The sequence below is a fragment of the Bradyrhizobium sp. URHD0069 genome, assembly GCF_000701345.1.
Taxonomy (GTDB): domain Bacteria; phylum Pseudomonadota; class Alphaproteobacteria; order Rhizobiales; family Xanthobacteraceae; genus Bradyrhizobium.
On the sequence record NZ_JNIJ01000023.1, the window covers coordinates 35,986 to 53,719 of the forward strand.

Here is a 17,734-nt window from a genome sequence, read left to right on the forward strand (position 1 = left end):
GGTCACACCATCTCGATCAACATGGCGCCGCCCTGCCCGCCGCCGATACATTCGGTGGCAATGCCGCGCCTGGTGCCCAATCGCTTCATCGCATTGACGAGATGCAGCACGATCCGGTTGCCGCTGCAACCGACGGGATGCCCGAGGCTGATGGCGCCGCCATCGACGTTGAGTTTCGCATGATCGATTTGCCCGGCTGCGCCATCAAGCCCAAGAATTTCGCGGCAGAATTTCTCGTCGTTCCAGGCCGCGAGGCATCCCAGCACTTGCGTCGCGAACGCCTCGTTCAATTCCCAGGTCTCGACGTCCTGCAGCGACAATTTGTTGCGCTTCAACAGTTCGGTGGCCGACAGCACAGGGCCGAGGCCCATGATGCTGGGATCAAGCGCCGCCCATTGGCTGTCGACGATCACGGCCTTTGGCGTCAAACCGTGCCTTCTGACCGCGTCTTCCGAAGCAAGGATGGTCCAGGAGGCGCCGTCGGTGATCTGCGATGAGTTGCCGGCGGTGACCTGGCCCCAGGGCCGCTCGAACGCCGGTTTTAATTTCGCAAGTGTCCGGGGCGAAGAGTCCAACCGTACGCCGTCGTCGTGCTCGTAGAATTTGCCGTCGGGCGCGAATGCGGTTTCGACCTCGCCCTTCAGCCAGCCCTGCGCCTGCGCATTGGCAAGCCGCTGGTGGCTTTCGGCGGCGTAGGCGTCGGACTGCGCGCGCGTAATGCCAAACAAATGGCCGACCACTTCGGCCGTCTGCCCCATGTTGAGTTCGGTGATTGGATCGGTCAGCCCGCGCTCCAGCCCGATGATCGGCTTGAAATAGGCCGGGCGCGCGCCCGCAAGCGCCGCGAGCTTGCGGAGAATTCCCTTGGCACTGGCAAACTTTGCGAACCAGCGCACGCCCTGCTGCGGCCAGACCAGCGGCGCGTAACTCAGGGCTTCCGAACCGCCGGCCAGGATCAAATCCGAAACGCCTTCGCGGATATAGCGGTAACCCGTGTCGATCGATTGCATGCCGGAACCGCAATTGATCTGCACCGTGAACGCGACCATCGTGTCTCCCATGCCGAGCCGCAGCGCGGCGACACGGGCCGGATTCATCTCATCGGCAATGACATTGACGCAGCCGAGGATCACTTGATCGAAGGCGGTGGGCGCGAACGGCTGCCGCGCCAGCAACGGCCGGCCGCACTGCACGGCGAGATCGACCGGGGTGAACGGGCCGGGCCCGCTACGCGCTTTCAAAAACGGCGTCCGACTGCCGTCGATGATGAAAACCGGTCGCGTCATCAGCTCACTGCTCTCGTTTCACCAAGCTCCTGGAAGAATTGATGCACTTCAGCCGGCTTTTTGTAGATCGGCGACAATGCGCCCGGCGCGAAGTCGTCGACTTCGATCACCTTTGCGACCGCTTCATGCGCGGCTGCAAGCTGATCGCCCTCGGCTTGCGTAATGACCCCCCGCTTCACGGCCTCATGCCAGTCGCGAATGTGGACGGCGCGCATTCTCTTGGCGATATCCTCCGCGCCGGTGACCAGAACAAACGCCTTTTCCAGCCGCGCCACGCCGCGGTCGTCATCGACATGCGACAGGTCCGGCGTCAGGCGGTCGCGCGCCGCCGACGGCTCCAGCACAAGCTGCGCGCATTGATGGATCACACGATCCGAGGGGCCGAGCACGCGCGCGCCGAGCGGCTGGATCAGGAATTTCAGCACGAGGGCGACGAACCGGTTGGGCAAATTCGCGAAGATTTCCGCGAAGCGGTTTTCGATGGTCTTGAAGCCGCTCGCCATGCACCATTCCAGCGCGGCAAAATCCGCACTTTGCCGGCCCTCGTCCTGCCAGCGCTTCAGCGCCGCGGACAACAGATACAATTCCGAGAGAATATCGCCGAACCGCGCCGACAGCATTTCCTTGCGTTTCAGCGCGCCGCCGAGCGTGAGCAGCGCCATGTCGGCGCATAGCGCGAATGCCGAGGAGTAGCGTGACAGCTGACGATAAAACCGCGTCGCCTCTGCCGCGTCAGGCGCTGGCGCAAACGCGCCGCCGCTCCAGCTCCGGCCCCAGGCCCGGAACAGCGTCGCTACGCTGTGACCGATATGCTTCCAGAGCGCCTTGTCGAAGGCGTCTAGTCCCCTGGCGCGGTCCTCCTCGCCAAGCGCGTTCATCTCTTCCAGGAGGTAGGGATGCGCGCGGATCGCGCCTTGGCCAAACACGATCAGGTTGCGGGTGAGAATGTTGGCGCCCTCGACGGTGATGCCGACCGGCACCGAACGATAAAGCGCGCCCATGTAATTCTGCGGCCCGTCGATGACGGCCTTGCCGCCATGGATGTCCATCGCGTCATCGATGGCAACGCGCATCCGCTCGGTGGCGTGCAGCTTCATGATGCCGGAAATCACCGCGGGATGGTGACCCTGATTGAGCGCGGCGCAAGTCAAGCGCCGCGCCGCATCGAGCAGATAGGCGGTGCCGGCAATGCGGGCGAGCGGCTCCTCGATGCCCTCGAATTTTCCAATGGGCACATTGAACTGTTCGCGAATGCGGGCGTAGGCGCCGGTGGTGCGCGCCGCGTAAGCCGCGCCGGCGGCGGACAATGACGGCAGCGAAATACCGCGCCCGGCGGCCAGCGCCGTCATCAGCATCTTCCAGCCCTGGCCGAGACGCTGCTGCCCGCCGATGATGTAGTCCATCGGGATGAACACGTCGCGGCCCCGGTTCGGGCCGTTCTGAAACGCCTGCATCGCCGGCAGGTGACGGTGGCCGATCTCGACGCCGGGCAGATGGGTCGGGATCAGCGCGACGGTAATACCGAGTTCTTCCTTCGGACCGGCCAGATGATCCGGGTCATAGGCCTTGAAGGCAAGCCCAAGCAGCGTCGCGACCGGGCCGAGCGTGATGTAGCGCTTGTGCCAGTTGAGACGCAGGCCGAGCACCTCGCGACCCTCGAAATTGTCTTTGCAGATGACGCCGCTGTCGATCATCGACGCGGCATCGGAGCCGGCCTCCGGACTGGTCAATCCGAAGCAGGGGATCTCGCGTCCGTCGGCAAGCCGCGGCAGCCATCGCTGCTGCTGATCCTTGGTGCCAAAGCGCATCAAGAGTTCGCCGGGGCCGAGCGAGTTCGGCACCATCACGGTCACGGCGGCAGTGATCGAGCGCGACGAAAGCTTCCGCACCACTTCCGAATGCGCATAGGGCGAGAATCCGAGCCCACCGTATTCCTTGGGAATGATCATGCCGAAGAATTTTTCGCGCTTGATGAAATCCCAGACCTCGCCCGGCAGATCGCGCAATTCCCAATTGATCTTCCAGTCGTCGAGCATCGCGCAGAGCCCATCGACCGGGCCATTGAGAAACGCCTGCTCCTCCGCCGTCAGCGTCGCCGGCGCGGTGGCGATCAGCTTCGACCAGTCGGGATTGCCGGTGAAGAGGTCGGCGTCCCACCAGATATCGCCGGCCTCCAGCGCCTCGCGTTCGGTATCCGACATTGGCGGCAACACGGTGCGCGCCCAGGAGAAGATCGGCTTGGTGATGATATCGCGGCGAAAGGCCTGAGGGGTCATGGCAATGTCCTCATTATGGCTGCAGCGGCGCGTCCCCTGAGTATGTCAAAAGACTATTCATTGTAACGGAAAGCGTGAGATTCAGGCGACACTTCGCATTGAAAAATGAAGCGAATCCGGGCACCGGCCGACTGATAACGGCAAGCCGCTGTATCGGTTCCGCAAGACACGATGCAAATACGGCTTACAAATGTATGGTCTCAATCTGGCCTTGTCATCTCGAACATGGCATCCGGCCTGATTTCGAAATAATCGCCCCGCCGCCCGGCGCGCACGATCGGGCGGGCCATCGCGGTCTGGTAGACGCCGTCCTTGATGAAGGCCTTGTCGATGTGGACGGCAACGACCTCGCCGAGCGTGAGCCAGGCCTGCACCTTCTTGCCATCGGCGCCCTGCAACTGAATGATCTGAGACAATTTGCATTCGAACGAGACCGGGCTTTCCCCGACACGGGGCACATTGACAAGCCTGCTCGGCACCGCCGTCAGCCCGGAGATCTTGAACTCACTGACATCGCGCGCGACATGCGCCGCGGTGGCGTTCATCTGCTGCGCCAGATCCATGGTCGCGAGATTCCAGACGAACTCGCCGGTTTCCTGGATGTTGCCGACGCTGTCTTTCCAGGCTGTCGAGGAAAAGCCGATGATCGGCGGGTGATAGTTGAACCCGTTGAAGAAGCTGTAGGGCGCGAGATTGACGTTGCCCTTGGCATCGCGCGATGAGATCCAGCCGATCGGCCGCGGGGCGATAATGGCATTGAACGGATCGTGCTTGAGGCCGTGGCCGTTAGCCGGCTCGTAGTAGTGCAGGTCTTTCGGGGTCTTGGCGTCCATTGCAGATCTTTCTTCGTGCGCGGCGTAGGGTTGGCAAAGCGTAGCGTGCCCACCAATCGCTTCAAGTGAAAAAATGGTGGGCACGGCGCTGCCGCGCCTTAGCCCACCCCACAAAAATGCTATCCATCCGCCATTGCGAGGAGCCACAGCGACGAAGCAATCCATCTATCCCGATGCGGCACCGTGGATTGCTTCACTTCGCTCGCAATGACGGACTATGCCGGCTGTTTGCGCCTTGCGCTACTTCGCCTGGCGCGGCTCGAGGGCCCTGAAAAGGAAATCGATCATCTGCTCGATCGTGGCGGTGGGCTTGTTGACCGCCTGCGCGATCATCTGCGGGTGGAAGAAGCGGATCATGCCGGTGCAGGTGCAGAGCGCCGCCAGCGGCAGGTCCGGGGCCTCGAACTCGCCCGAGGCCACGCCGTCCGCGATGACCTGGCCGATGATGCCGGTGCAGCATTCAATATGGGCGACGCAGACGTCCCAATCCTCCTCCATCGCGATCGCGACCATCTCATGCAGCTTGGAATTGCCGACATAGCGCTCCGTGTTCATGCGATTGATGGTCGTGAGTAGCTCGCGCAGCCGGGGTTTTGCCGGACCGGGCTGGGACGCGATCCGCCGCGCCTCGGTCTCGACCTCGCCCATCAACTCCCGCGCGACACCCTCGTGGATCGCCTTCTTCGAATCGAAAAAACGATAGACGTTGGCCGGCGACATGCGCAGTTCCTTGGCGATGTCGGCGACGGTGGTCTTCTGGTAGCCGATCTGGCGGAACAGACGCTCCGCCACCACGAGAATACGCTCGCGTGTCTCGGATTCGATATGCTCGGAAACCAGCGTCATGTCGGGACTCGATCTACTCAATGTTCAATTATTCCGCCGCCTCGGCAAGCGGAAATGCGGGTTTCGGTTGGGCCTGATGTTGCGGCGCAGGATCAACATGTTTACTTGGGCCGCTTTCTTCAAGGCTTTTGCGGAACCAGAGGGCATACAGGCCCGGCAGGTACAGCAAGGTCAGGAAGGTTGCAACAAACAACCCGCCCATAATGGTAATCGCCATCGGGCCCCAGAACGCCGAGCGCGACAGCGGGATCATCGCCAGGATCGCGGCGAGCGCCGTCAGCACCACCGGACGGGCGCGGCGGACCGTGGCCTCGACGATGGCTTCCTTGCGCGTCAGGCCGTGCGACACGTCGGTCTCGATCTGGTCGACCAGGATCACCGCGTTGCGCATGATCATCCCGGCCAGCGCGATCAATCCCAATAGCGCCACGAAGCCGAACGGCTGGTTGGCGATATTGAGCCCGAGCGAAGCCCCGACAATGCCGAGCGGCGCGGTCAGGAACACCAGGATCAGCCGCGAGAAGCTCTGCAGCTGGACCATCAGCAGCGTCAGCATGACGATGACCATCAGCGGAAACAGGATGAAGATCGACGCGTTGCCCTTGGCGGATTCCTCGAACGCGCCGCCCTTCTCGATCCGGTAGGCCGGCTCCAGGCTGTCGCGAATTTCCTGCAGCTTGGGCCAGATTTGGTTGGTCACGTCGGGCGCCTGGACGCCATCGACGACGTCGCCCCGTACCGTGATCGCCATGTCGCGGTTGCGCCGCCAGATGATCGGCTCCTCATGGGAATATTCGATCTTGGCGATCTGCAAAAGCGGCACCGCGACGCCGTTGCGCGAGGTGATGGTGAGATCGCCGACGCGACCGAGATCGAGCCGTTCGGACGGGACCGCGCGCGCGACCACGCCGACTTTCTCGATGCCATCGCGTATTGTCGTCACTGGCGCGCCTGAGATCAGCATGCTCAGCGCCTGCGATACGTCCTGCGGGGTCAGGCCAAGCGCGCGGGCGCGGTCCTGATCGACCACCAGCTTGAGGTATGGCGACTGCTCGTTCCAGTCGAGTTGCGGATCCTTGACGTTGTCGTTCTGCTTGACGACGTCGCGCACCTTGTAGGCGATGTCGCGCACGATGTTGGGGTCGGGGCCGATCACGCGGAACTGCACGGGAAAGCCGACCGGCGGGCCGAAATTGAAGCGATCGACACGCACGCGCGCTTCGTTCAAGGCGCCGTCATGAACCGCCTTCTCCAGGCGGGCCTTGATCCGCTCGCGCGCTTCGACGTCCTTGGAGACGATCACGATCTCGGCAAAAGCCTCGTTCGGCAGCTGCGGGTTGAGCCCGAGCCAGAAGCGCGGCGAGCCCTGGCCGACATAGGCGGTATAGGTCGAGATGTCCTTGTCGTCCTTCAACAGGGCTTCCGCCTCCTTGACGGATTTTTCGGTGACATTGAATGCCGTGCCCTCAGGCAGCCGCAGCTGCAGGAACAATTCGGGCCGCTCGGATAGCGGGAAGAACTGCTGCTGCACGTTGCCGAACGCCACGATCGACAGCGCGAAGACGCCGACGGTGGCCAGCACCACCTTGACCCGGTGATTGACGCACCACTGAATCATGCTGCGGAGAATGCGGTAGATGCGCGTTTCATACACCGCGTGCGGATCGTGGTTGTGGCTGACCGCGATGTTCGGCAACAGCTTGACGCCGATATAGGGCGTGAAGATCACCGCGACGAACCAGGAGGCGACCAGCGCGATCGCCACGACCCAGAAAATGCCGCCGGCATATTCGCCGACCGCCGAATTGGCGAAACCAATGGGCAGGAAGCCGGCAGCCGTAACCAGCGTTCCCGTCAGCATCGGGAAGGCGGTGGATTCCCAGGCAAAAGACGCCGCCCGGACACGGTCCCAGCCCTGCTCCATCTTCACCACCATCATCTCGACCGCGATGATGGCGTCATCGACCAACAGGCCAAGCGCGATGATCAGCGCGCCGAGCGTAATGCGATGCAGGTCGAGCGACATCGCATTCATGACGATAAAGACGATGGCCAGCACCAGCGGCACCGACAGCGCCACCACGATGCCGGTGCGCCAGCCCAGCGCGACGAAGCTGACGAACAGCACGATCGCCAGCGCCTCGATGAACGAATGCACGAATTCACCGACGGCATGCTCGACCACCTTCGGCTGATCGGCGATCTGTTCGACGTTGATGCCCTGCGGCACCGCCTTCATGAATTCCGCGGTCGCGTCGGCAACCTCCTTGCCGAGCTCCAGGATGTTGGCGCCCTTGGTCGTGACCACGCCGATGCCGAGCGCGGGTTTGCCCTCCTGCCGCACCACAAAGCTCGGCGGGTCGACGAAGCCGTGGGTGACGGTCGCGATATCGCCTAGCCGGAACACCCGGCCGTTGCTCTCGACCGGCGTCTCCGCGACGGCTTTGGCGCCATCGAGCGCGCCGGTGACGCGCAGCGGCACCCGTTGCGAGGACGTCTCGACCGTGCCGGCCGGCACGACGTTGTTCTGTTTGGCGAGCGAATCGAACAGCGCCTGCGGCGTAATCCCAAGCGTCGCCAGCTTGGCATGCGAGAACTCGACGAAGATTCTCTCATCCTGAGTACCGTACAGATTGACTTTGGTGGCGCCGGGCACTTTCAGCAGCCGCTGGCGCAAGCCTTCGGCGGCCTTTTTCAACTGCGCATAATCGGCGCCATCGCCGGTCATCATGTACAGGATGGAGTCGACGTCGCTGAATTCGTCGTTGACGACCGGGCCGAGCAGACCGGCGGGAAGCTGGCCTTGCACGTCGACCAGCTTCTTGCGCAGCAGATAAAACAGATACGGCACGTCCTTGGCCGGCGTCGAGTCCTTGAACGTGACCTGCATCGCCGTGAACGCCGGCTTCGAATAGGTCTGCACCTTCTCGAAATACGGCAGTTCCTGCAGCTTCTTCTCGATGGGGTCCGCGACCTGGGTCTGCATCTCGGCGGCCGTCGCGCCCGGCCAGATCGCCGAGACATTCACAACCTTGACGGTGAAAAACGGATCTTCCGCGCGGCCGAGCTGCTCGTAGGAGAAGAAACCGGCGACACCGAGCGCGATGACGAGGAACAGAGTAAGCGCGGGATGGCTGACCGCCCAGCCTGACAGATTGAAATGCTTCATTCTACCCTCCCCACTCAGAACGACAACGACGAGACGACCCTGACCTTCTCGGTCGGATCGAGCTTTTGCACGCCCAGCGCGACAACCCGAGCGCCTTCATCGACGCCGCCCGTGATGACGACGTTATTGCTCTCGTAAGATTTCACGGTGACCGGCTTCAGCGTCACCTCGCCCTGGGCGTCGACGATATAGAGCGAGGGCTCGCCGCCCTGGCTGTACAGCGCCGACAACGGCAACCGCGCGACGCGTTCGGTGGCGGGATCGCAAAGCGTCAGCGTCGCGGTCATGCCGAGCGAGACGCTCTCGCCGGCACCGGGCAACGAAAACTTTGCCAGATAGGTGCGGGTCGCGGGATCGGCTGCGGGGGCGATCTCGCGCAGCTTCGCGACATATTTCTTGTTCGGTTCGGACCACAAGGTCACGGTCGCGACGCCATCTTTGGCGCGCGCCACCAGGGTCTCCGGGATCGCGACCACGGCTTCCTTTTCGGCAAATCTCGCGACGCGGATCGCGGTTTGCCCGGAAGCCACGACTTGTCCGGCGTCGATCAAGGTTGCGGTGACGACGCCATGGGTATCGGCGACCAGCGTTGCATAAGACAGAGAGTTGTTGGTGAGTTCGACCGAGCGCTGGGCGCGATTGAGCCGCGCCCGCGCCTCATCGGCGGCGGCTTTGGCCTGGTCCATCTGCGCGTCCGTGGTCCAGCCCTTGGCGCGCAAATCCTTGGCGCGCTGCTCGGCGGCGGCGGCTTGCGCCAGCACGCCGGTGGCGGCGTGGAATTCGGCCTCGGCCTGCTCGGCCTGCAGTCTCAGATCGACTTCATCGAGGGTTGCGAGGGGCTGCCCGACATCGACGGTCTGGCCGACTTCGACCAGGCGCTTGGCGATCTTGCCGGGCACCCGAAAGCCCATGTCGGTCTCGATTCGAGGGCGAATGGTGCCGACGAAGCTGCGCTCCGGCGATTCCGCCTCATAATGCACCGTTGCCACCAGGACGGGGCGCGATGGGGCCGCTTTGTCGGCGGCCAACTCGTTGCAGCCGGCCAGTACGATCGCCAGAAACGCCAGCGCTATACCCGCTAATAGCCTGTTATAACTCGCAAAAATTGAACGGACGAACATGGCAGCTTCCCCTCGATTAAGCTTCGTGGGAAGTGTGAATTGTTCACTGACGATTGTCAACATTCGTCACTGATCATAATTTCGTGAATTAAAGGTAACGTTAGGAAGCCAAAATCTCCCGTCGTCCCCGCGAAAGCGCGGACCGATAGCCACCGGCGGTGGTTGCGAAAGGTGTCGGCCGGCGTGCCTAGCGAGAGGCCGCGGCGTATAGGCCCCCGCTTTCGCGGGGGCGACAGGGGGGCTACTTCGCCCCTGCGAATTCGGTCTTGGTGTCGTGGCCGCTGAGGAAAACCAGCAGGCCGCCGATCAGCGGCAGCACCGCGAGCGCCAACAGGCCTGTCGCGGTGTTCCCGGTCGCGTCCTTTACCCAGCCGACGATATAAGGTCCGCCGAATCCCGCGAGGTTGCCGATCGAATTAATCAGCGCGATGGCCCCGGCCGCCGCGGTGCCGGTGAGCCACGCGGTCGGCAGCGTCCAGAACACCGCGAAGGTGCAGAAGATGCCAATCGCGGCGACCGTCAGCACGATCATCGTCATGGTCGGATCGGTGATGAAGCTGGAGACCCCGAGCGCCAGCGCGGTCAACAGCAGCGCGCCCCCGACATGGCCGACGCGCTCGCGCGTCGCATCCGAGTGCCGCGCCCACAGGATCATCGCGATGGTGCCGAACAGATAGGGGATCGCCGTGACGAAGCCAGTCTGAACATTGGTGAGACCGAACGCCTTCACGATCTGCGGCAGCCAGAACTGCATGCCATAGAGTGCGGCGACGAAACCGAAATAGATCAGGCTCAGCATGATGACCTTCGGCGACGACAGCGCCTGTCCGACCGTCAAATGCGTCGCCGCCTGCTTGGCGGCGTTTTCGGCCTGCAGCCGCGCCGACAACCACGCCTTTTGCTCCGGCGCCAGCCAGGCTGCCCTCTCAGGCCTGTCGGTGAGATAGAACCAGGTGACGATGCCGAGCAGCACGGAGGGGATGCCCTCGAGGATGAACAGCCACTGCCAGCCCCTCAGGCCCATCACGCCGACGAGCCCGAGCAAGAGGCCGGAGATCGGCGCGCCGATCACGGTGGAAACCGGCACCGCGATCGCAAACGCGGCGAGGAAGCGTGCGCGATATTCGGCCGGATACCAATAGGTCAGATAGAGGATGATGCCGGGGAAGAATCCTGCTTCGGCGACGCCGAGCAGGAAGCGCAGAATGTAAAAGCTCCACTCGCCGCTCACGGTTGCCATCAGCGCGGAAATGATACCCCAGCTCACCATGATGCGGGCGATCCAGCGGCTGGCGCCGAAACGTTCGAGCGCGAGATTGCTCGGCACCTCGAAGATGAAATAGCCGATGAAGAAGATGCCGGCGCCCCAGGCAAAGATCAGCGGCGTGAATTTCAGCTCCGCATTCATGGTCAGCGCGGCGAAGCTGAGATTGACCCGATCGAGGTAGGAGAAGAAATAGGCCAGCACCAGGAATGGAATCAGCCGCCATGAGATCGCGCGGATCGTGCTTTTCTCCAGCTCGCTCTTGGTAACGCCGGACGTGGCGATAGCGACGGTGGCGGATTGGCTCATGAGTTTTTTCCCATTTTGTTTCTTGCGGTGGATGGCGGGTTCTTAACATCGCGGGATCATCTGCGCAAAATCTGCAAAAAAATCCGCAAATCCTGAACAGGTCGAGCAAACCCGCTGCCAATCGGCAGGGGCATCGTCCCCTCATGGGGAAAGTCATCATTGTCAAATTCCGGCGATCGCGACTGCCAACGGCGGCTGCTCAATGACGGCTGGTGGCTATCTTCTCGCCATGGAACATGCTTGCCTACGGCGTCGGAATCCTCTCAGGGATGCAGCTCGATCGCTTCGCGCGAATGCGCTCCTGACGGCGGGCTTCCTCACTCCGCCAATTGAAAGCGCTCGAAACGGTGCAGTTCTTCCTCGATGCGGCGCTTCAGGTCTTTGCGCGCACCTTTTTTGGCGCCGTTGCCGACCCAGCTCCACTTCTGCACCAGCAATTCCTGTTTCTTGCGATCGGTCTTGAGGTCAAGCGCGGCGACAATGCCATCCCCGACCAATACCGGCAGCGCGAAATAGCCGAAGCGCCGCTTCTCCTTTGGCACATACGCTTCGAAGCGATGTTCATAATCGAAGAAAAGATGCGTCCGTTTGCGCTGGATAATCAGTGGATCGAAGGGCGACAGGATATGCGCCAACTCCGGAGCACGATCGCCGACATTCTCCAGTATCTCAGGTTCAGCCCAATGCTCCTGCTTGCCCGCGCCTTCCAGCGCGACCGGCACCAGCAGCCCGCGGCGCACTCTGGCTTCGATCAATCGCTTGATCGCCGGCTTGCTCGGCGCGTCGAGATGGCAGATCGAATCCAGGCTCGCCACGCCTTGCGCGCGCAACGCGCGGTCGAGCAGATAGGCGGTGGTTTCCGCAGCCGAAGCGCCCTTCGGCGGCTTGTCCCAGCCGAAATGCCGTTGCATCAGTTCATAGGTCTTGAGCATGCCGTTGCGCTCGCTGATCGTGAGCACGCCGGTGTAGAACGCCAGCTGCAGCGCCCGCTTCGACGGCTTGCGGCTCGCCCACAAATGCTCTTTGTCAACCAGCACATCGTCGTCGATGTCGCGGATTGTCAGAGCGCCGTCATGCCGGATCAGCCTCAGCACCTTGCGTAAATCCGCAGGCTTGACCGAGGTGAGCCATTTGTGACCGTCGCGCTTGTGGCGCTTCATGGCTGGAATAAAGAAGCGCAGATCCTTTGTGGGCACGTAGGACAAGGCATGGGTCCAGTATTCGAACAGGCTCTTGTCGACGCTCTGGGCCTGACGCAGATCGGCGCGCCGATAGGCGGGAATGCGGGTCCGTAGGATATGGTGATGGCTGCGCTCGATGACGTTGATGGTGTCGATCTGCACATAGCCGAGGTGTTCGACCGCGGCGGCCGTTGCCTGCGGCCCCTCGCCGAACGGCATTGGCGTATCGAGCCGCTGGGCGCGCAGCCAGACGCGCCTGGCTTGCGCTTTGGTCAGAGGATAGGACTGAGGGTTACGGGACATTGCGCGGCAATGTAGCCGGATTCGCGCGCAGGAGGCGCGGATTTCAAGAGACTCGAATATGGCAAAGCCGCGAGGCAACAAGAAGCGGGCATTCAGCGCTTCGACCGTTCGCCGATACTTCCCGTCGCGGTCTCAGGCTCGCAGGCAGCTTTGCCGCGCTCCGGGGTCTGGCATCTATAGACGTTGCCGGTGAGGCGGTCGATCAGCCACACGTTCTCCTCGGAGGGACTCTCGATCCCGACGAATCGCGTGCCCACTGCGGTAATCAGCGTGGACAGCAAGATGGCGGCGGCGATGATGGCTGCGCCGATCAATATCGGCATCGAATTCCCCGAGCGATCCGACGTGACGGCGCGGTGCCCCTGATACTGGCCTTGTCTTTTCGGTGATTGGAACAAGGCCAGATCGCTACGCTCTGTTGTGTTTTCTTGTGCTGGTTCTTCGCGAATAATTTTCTTAACCGCGGATCTGGCCGATTTCTTGTTCGCACATCGGCGCTACGGCGACGGCGTTGCGACCGGAATTGCCGCAAGGGCTGCCTCATGACGCAGTAGAAGAAGCCACGCCTCGACACGCGACGCTGGGATGTCGGGTGAAGTTCGAGGCTGACACGGTCACGAGCACGGCCGAAGCATCGACGACGATCATTGCCGGTCGCGTTCAGCACGGACCGCCTGCGCTGGCGTCATCGAAGGGGTCGTTGCCGGGCGACCCTTGAGACGGGCTCGCAGTTCTTCCAGCGTCGGTCGCTCGGCCACATGACGAATCTCACTGAGCAGGTAGTCGGAGAGCGACGTGCCCGCCCGCACCGCACGCGACGATGCAGCGCATCCGGTACATTGCGAATTTGAATCATGGTGGTCATGTGCAAACCATAAACGCATGCGGACCACATCTCAATTTTCGCGAGCTGACACGGACACCTACCTGCGCCCGAACAATCCGCTGTTATGCCCGGCGGAAACAGGGCGCCCAGTCCATCAGCGCCAAGATGATAGCGACGGATGTCCGCTGCCGTAGCTCGAAACGTGACCTGTATCACATTCGTCGCTTTGAACCTCTCCTATCGTTCACGGCATCAAAACGCTATCAGGCGTAACAGCGAGGATACGACAATGACCAGCTTGCACAGACTTTGCGGAATCAAGGCCATCGTGACGATCGGCGCCGCGCTGTCGATGACGGCGGGCCTGGCGCTGGCCGGCGACAACAACGTCTCGGCGGATAAAATCCTGAAGGCGCTGCAGCCGAAGCCGCTGACGCGCGGCCTGTCGGCCGGGGCGCAAGTCGATCCCGCCGTCAAGGCCAAGGAAACCACTTTCCTCCAGACGCTGCGCAACCGAAACACTCGCTCGCTTTCACTCGGCGAACGCGAGGAAATCGCGGCGATCGCAGCGACCAAGCCGAAAATCGATCTCGAAATTCAATTCGACTACAATTCGGCCGAGATTACCAAGACCTCGATGCCATCGGTGCAGGCGCTCGGCAAAGCGCTGTCGGACGCCAATCTCAAGGGCTCGACATTCGTGCTCGCCGGTCACACCGATGCGATCGGCAGCGATGGCTACAACCAGGACCTCTCCGAGCGCCGCGCCGATACGATCAAGCGGTACCTCGCCGAGAAATACGGCATCAATGGCACCGATCTCGTCACCGTCGGCTACGGCGAGAGCAAGCCGAAGGATGCGAAGGCGCCGACGGCCCCGGTCAACCGTCGCGTTCAGGTCGTCAACATGGACACCAAGACCGCGTCGAAGTGACGGCGGCAAGGCTTTGACCGCCTGCCGGCGTGCGGCAGGCGGTCCCTCAGATCCAGTTCTGGAAAATCATCAGCCGGCTGAACGTCTCCATCGACGTTCCCACGAACGCGGCCGAGATCGGCAGCATCGCGGCAAAGCCTGCAAATCCGACCGCGACGAAGGCCCACAACAGCCAGCGCGGGCTGTTGCCGCGCCTCAGCACATATATCAACGCAAGGCTCGCCACCGTTGCGGACGGCAGATAATAATACAGGAATCCGAGCGTCCGCGGCAGCATCGCCCAGGCCAGATAAGGACCGAAATAAAACGACAGGATCAGGAACGCGTCGGCCCGGCGCGTCACGATCCAGTCGCGCAGGCAAACCGCAAGCGCCGGCAACGCCGGCCACAGGATCAGCGGATTGCCGAGGAACACGACCGCCGCGATCCGGTCGTCGCCGATCTTGTCGAACAGATACCAGACCGGCCGCACCAGGAACGGCCAGGACGGCCACGCGCTCATATAGGTGTGGCCGGCGATCGCGGTCGTGGTGTTGTCGCTGAAGATCTTGCGTTGCGCCTCCCAGAGGTCGTTAAACGACAGCCCATAGAGCGGGACGAAACTCGCGAGATAGACGATCGCCGGAATGAAAACGAAGCAGGCGGCGAAATGATAATATCTGAAATCGGGCCACAGATCGGAGCGATACCAGTCGGCGGCGTCGCCCTTGGCGAACTGCGTACCCCAGCCTTGCATCAGGCGGATCACGGCGACGATGACGATGCAGATCGCCAGCGCAAACAGTCCACTCCATTTGCAGGCAATCGAGAGACCGAAGGCAACACCGGCGAGCGCGAACCAGAGATGCGGCCGCTGTTTGCGGAACCCGTGCATGAAGGCTGCGATCGCGAACAGGCCGAACGCGAGCGCGAAAATATCCAGCATCGCGATCCGCGACTGCACGAAGACCATCTGGTTGAAAAAGGCCAGCAAGGCCGCCGCGACCGCAGGCCCCTGCGCCGCAAACAGCGCGAGGGCACAGAGATACATCGCAATGATTGCAAGCGACCCGAACAGCACCCCCGGGTAGCGCCAGCCCAGCGGGCCATCTCCGAGGCCGCGGATCGACAGCGCCATCAACTGCTTTGCCAGCGGCGGATGCATCGGATTGAGCATCGGCGAGGGCATCATCGGCTCGAGCATTTGCCGGGCGGCCGGTACATAATGCACTTCATCGAAATAGAATTTTTCCGGCGTCGTCACGCCGACCAGAAGTGCGAAATGCGCGGCGAAGAATATGATGACGGCGATAATGACGTTCCGCGCAACTGAATTGTTCGGAACGGAAGGTGATGCGCGCACGATGTTCACAGATTGGTGGCGTTGCTTTGATTCGAGTGTGGCGAGGGCGTCGTCTCAAGTCCATTGCTTTTAAAATTTATTGCATTGAACGAATTCCGATTTCACCACCACCAACCGTCGTGCTTGTAAGGCGCCCCTAGTGATAAATTTACAACAGCGCACGCGCGCGATCTGGTACGATGACGAGATAGTTTATCGGTATTGAAATGAATTGGCGTCACGGCTTTTTTTCTATCTCTGCGCTTTGCCTTGTTGCAGGCCTCACGGCAAGCCCCGCTCATGCGGAGGTGCGCATCGGCGAAGCGGCTGTCATCAAGAATGAAGTCGTTCGTGTGAAGGGATCGGCGACCAGCCGGATCAACGTCGGCGACGGCGTGCTTCGCGACGAAATCGTGCGCACCGGCCTCGACAGCGCAGCGCGGCTGGTGATGGCCGACAGCACCAACCTGTCGCTCGGTCCTAGTGCGACGATCAAACTCGACCGCACCGTGTTCAACGACGAGCACACCTACCGCGATATCGCCATCAGGCTGACAACCGGGGCGTTTCGCTTCGTCACCGGGCATTCCGCAAAGGCCGCCTACAAGATCACCACGTCGCTCGCCACGATCGGCGTGCGCGGCACCACCCTCGACATCTTGTCGCAGCGAGCCAGGACCACCGTGGTGCTGCAGGATGGCGCGTCGCGCGTCTGCACCATCAGTGGTCAGTGCACTGAGCTGACACAGCCGGGCGACACCGCCGTCATCACATCGGCAGGCGGCAACGTCACAATGCAAAAGACCAACAATCCGCCCTGGACCTTCGCCGCGACCTGCACGGCGGCGGCGGGACTTTGCAGTGCCACCCAATATGCGAACGCGACGCCGACAATTACGCCTCCGATCGATGACGGCAGCGATCCGACCGGCATGCTGTGCGGGCGCTGAGGATGGCAAAGTTGACCCGCGGCTTTGTCGCATCGACCGCGTTCACCGTGGCAATCTCGCTTGTGTTGATAGGCGTGCCAACCGTTCCGGCATCGGCACAGACGCCGTCACCAACGCCTACGCCCAGCCCCTCACCTTCGCCAAGTCCCTCACCTTCGCCAAGTCCCTCACCAACGCCGACCGGCGCGGGTTCCAGCGCGGGATCGATTGGCGATCTGGCCAAGCAACGCTTCAACCAGATGATCACCAACCGGGTGCTAGGCACGGTGCTCCTGGGCGTCAACGAACAGGTCAACTGCAACGATTGCGTCAGCGCATTCGGTTCAGCGGGATCGTTTTCGGCCGGCATTCACGGCCGCAAGAACCTGACCTCCAATTTGTCGCTGCTGGCGGGCATCGCCTACACCCAATACAGCGAAGGCGGATACAGCGTCACCAGCGCGCCGATCGGAGCGTTCGCGCTGCGCTACGATTTCGCCGATTGGGGATCGTCACGGCCATTCTTCGACATCGGCGCCATCCTGTCGCCGTTCCAGAAGGTACGCTATCGCCGCAGCTACATGACGAGCCTCGGCGCGGTGACGCTCGATAGCCAGACCAGCAGCGAGAATTATGGCGTCTATGGCAGGGCAGGCTGGATCAGCCGTCTTTCGCCGCGCGACGAAGTCGCCGCCTCGGTTGAAGTCTGGCAGCTGTGGCAGCGGGTGAAAGGCTACACGGATCCGTCCGTCGCATTCAACCCGTTCGACGCCTCGATTGCGTCAGGCACCGATCAGACCAATCTCGTCAAGGTCGGCGGCCAGTGGACGCATCTGTTCGGCAACAGCGTCGAGGGCAACATCAACGGCGGATTTGTGCAGTCCTTTGCCACGCACTCCGGCATCGTCGCCACCGTCACCGGCGACGGCACCGTCGTGCCGACGATCGGAAACCAGAGCTGGTTCGAGTATGGCGGCCGCCTGGGCTTCCGCATCACCAAGGGCTGGGTCGCCGACCTCTTCGTCAACGGGACCGCGGGCCCGCAGCCGGTCGGCGACACGATCCACGGCGGCGTCGGATTGCGGGCAACCTACTAGAGAGCCTTGTCCGTTTCGATAGGATCGAAGCGCGTTTTC

13 protein-coding genes are annotated in these 17,734 nt (G+C 62.2%); 3 read left to right on the forward strand and 10 right to left on the reverse strand.

Annotation, left to right across the window (positions count from 1 at the left end):
* Window positions 1-2 precede the first annotated feature (2 nt).
* The 9 genes from N554_RS0115350 to N554_RS0115390 all read right to left on the reverse strand — a co-directional run bounded on the left by N554_RS0115350 (window position 3) and on the right by N554_RS0115390 (window position 12,911).
* Window positions 3-1,286 (reverse strand): acetyl-CoA C-acetyltransferase, encoded by a 1,284-nt coding sequence (locus tag N554_RS0115350; RefSeq protein ID WP_029584275.1) that lies wholly within the window; start codon window positions 1,284-1,286, stop codon window positions 3-5.
* Window positions 1,286-3,562, reverse strand: a complete 2,277-nt coding sequence (locus N554_RS0115355) for an acyl-CoA dehydrogenase (RefSeq protein ID WP_029584276.1) — start codon at window positions 3,560-3,562, stop codon at window positions 1,286-1,288. The genes N554_RS0115350 and N554_RS0115355 overlap by 1 nt, the downstream gene beginning before the upstream one ends.
* A gap of 200 nt (window positions 3,563-3,762) precedes the next feature.
* Window positions 3,763-4,395 (reverse strand): flavin reductase family protein, encoded by a 633-nt coding sequence (locus N554_RS0115360; RefSeq protein ID WP_029584277.1) that lies wholly within the window; start codon window positions 4,393-4,395, stop codon window positions 3,763-3,765.
* A 240-nt stretch (window positions 4,396-4,635) separates the two neighbouring features.
* Complete coding sequence (locus tag N554_RS0115365; RefSeq protein ID WP_029584278.1) at window positions 4,636-5,241, reverse strand: TetR/AcrR family transcriptional regulator; 606 nt, start codon at window positions 5,239-5,241, stop codon at window positions 4,636-4,638.
* A gap of 28 nt (window positions 5,242-5,269) precedes the next feature.
* Window positions 5,270-8,410: an efflux RND transporter permease subunit gene (locus N554_RS0115370; RefSeq protein WP_029584279.1), complete on the reverse strand. Its 3,141-nt coding sequence runs from the start codon at window positions 8,408-8,410 to the stop codon at window positions 5,270-5,272.
* A 14-nt stretch (window positions 8,411-8,424) separates the two neighbouring features.
* Window positions 8,425-9,531, reverse strand: coding sequence for an efflux RND transporter periplasmic adaptor subunit (locus tag N554_RS0115375; protein WP_029584280.1), 1,107 nt, complete (start codon window positions 9,529-9,531; stop codon window positions 8,425-8,427).
* Window positions 9,532-9,772: 241 nt separating this feature from the next.
* The gene (locus N554_RS0115380) at window positions 9,773-11,104 is read right to left on the reverse strand and encodes an MFS transporter (RefSeq protein WP_029584281.1); all 1,332 of its coding nucleotides are present in this window, start codon (window positions 11,102-11,104) and stop codon (window positions 9,773-9,775) included.
* A 317-nt stretch (window positions 11,105-11,421) separates the two neighbouring features.
* A complete protein-coding gene (locus tag N554_RS0115385; RefSeq protein ID WP_029584282.1) occupies window positions 11,422-12,588 on the reverse strand; it encodes a winged helix-turn-helix domain-containing protein in 1,167 nt (388 codons plus the stop codon).
* Between the two features lie 92 nt (window positions 12,589-12,680).
* On the reverse strand, window positions 12,681-12,911 hold the full coding sequence (locus N554_RS0115390) for a hypothetical protein (protein WP_029584283.1): 231 nt from the start codon (window positions 12,909-12,911) through the stop codon (window positions 12,681-12,683).
* A 792-nt stretch (window positions 12,912-13,703) separates the two neighbouring features.
* On the opposite strand from N554_RS0115390, the gene N554_RS0115395 reads away from it, so the two are divergent.
* Complete coding sequence (locus N554_RS0115395; RefSeq protein ID WP_029584284.1) at window positions 13,704-14,348, forward strand: OmpA family protein; 645 nt, start codon at window positions 13,704-13,706, stop codon at window positions 14,346-14,348.
* Window positions 14,349-14,394: 46 nt separating this feature from the next.
* Here N554_RS0115395 and N554_RS0115400 read toward each other — a convergent pair whose 3' ends face one another.
* Window positions 14,395-15,699, reverse strand: a complete 1,305-nt coding sequence (locus N554_RS0115400) for a phospholipid carrier-dependent glycosyltransferase (RefSeq protein ID WP_029584285.1) — start codon at window positions 15,697-15,699, stop codon at window positions 14,395-14,397.
* Between the two features lie 197 nt (window positions 15,700-15,896).
* On the opposite strand from N554_RS0115400, the gene N554_RS0115405 reads away from it, so the two are divergent.
* Together N554_RS0115405 and N554_RS0115410 are read left to right on the forward strand one after the other, a co-directional pair.
* Complete coding sequence (locus N554_RS0115405) at window positions 15,897-16,619, forward strand: FecR family protein (protein WP_029584286.1); 723 nt, start codon at window positions 15,897-15,899, stop codon at window positions 16,617-16,619.
* 2 nt (window positions 16,620-16,621) lie between these two features.
* The gene (locus tag N554_RS0115410; RefSeq protein ID WP_029584287.1) at window positions 16,622-17,695 is read left to right on the forward strand and encodes a hypothetical protein; all 1,074 of its coding nucleotides are present in this window, start codon (window positions 16,622-16,624) and stop codon (window positions 17,693-17,695) included.
* Window positions 17,696-17,734 lie beyond the last annotated feature (39 nt).

Bases quoted from the DNA above. Each gene is read 5' to 3' on its own strand.
- N554_RS0115410 (WP_029584287.1), top strand. From the start codon at position 16,622: ATGGCAAAGTTGACCCGCGGCTTTGTCGCATCGACCGCGTTCACCGTG.
- N554_RS0115390 (WP_029584283.1), bottom strand. From the start codon at position 12,911: ATGCCGATATTGATCGGCGCAGCCATCATCGCCGCCGCCATCTTGCTG.
- N554_RS0115365 (WP_029584278.1), bottom strand. From the start codon at position 5,241: ATGACGCTGGTTTCCGAGCATATCGAATCCGAGACACGCGAGCGTATT.
- N554_RS0115405 (WP_029584286.1), top strand. From the start codon at position 15,897: ATGAATTGGCGTCACGGCTTTTTTTCTATCTCTGCGCTTTGCCTTGTT.
- N554_RS0115350 (WP_029584275.1), bottom strand. From the start codon at position 1,286: ATGACGCGACCGGTTTTCATCATCGACGGCAGTCGGACGCCGTTTTTG.
- N554_RS0115375 (WP_029584280.1), bottom strand. From the start codon at position 9,531: ATGTTCGTCCGTTCAATTTTTGCGAGTTATAACAGGCTATTAGCGGGT.
- N554_RS0115395 (WP_029584284.1), top strand. From the start codon at position 13,704: ATGACCAGCTTGCACAGACTTTGCGGAATCAAGGCCATCGTGACGATC.
- N554_RS0115370 (WP_029584279.1), bottom strand. From the start codon at position 8,410: ATGAAGCATTTCAATCTGTCAGGCTGGGCGGTCAGCCATCCCGCGCTT.
- N554_RS0115355 (WP_029584276.1), bottom strand. From the start codon at position 3,562: ATGACCCCTCAGGCCTTTCGCCGCGATATCATCACCAAGCCGATCTTC.
- N554_RS0115360 (WP_029584277.1), bottom strand. From the start codon at position 4,395: ATGGACGCCAAGACCCCGAAAGACCTGCACTACTACGAGCCGGCTAAC.
- N554_RS0115385 (WP_029584282.1), bottom strand. From the start codon at position 12,588: ATGTCCCGTAACCCTCAGTCCTATCCTCTGACCAAAGCGCAAGCCAGG.
- N554_RS0115380 (WP_029584281.1), bottom strand. From the start codon at position 11,104: ATGAGCCAATCCGCCACCGTCGCTATCGCCACGTCCGGCGTTACCAAG.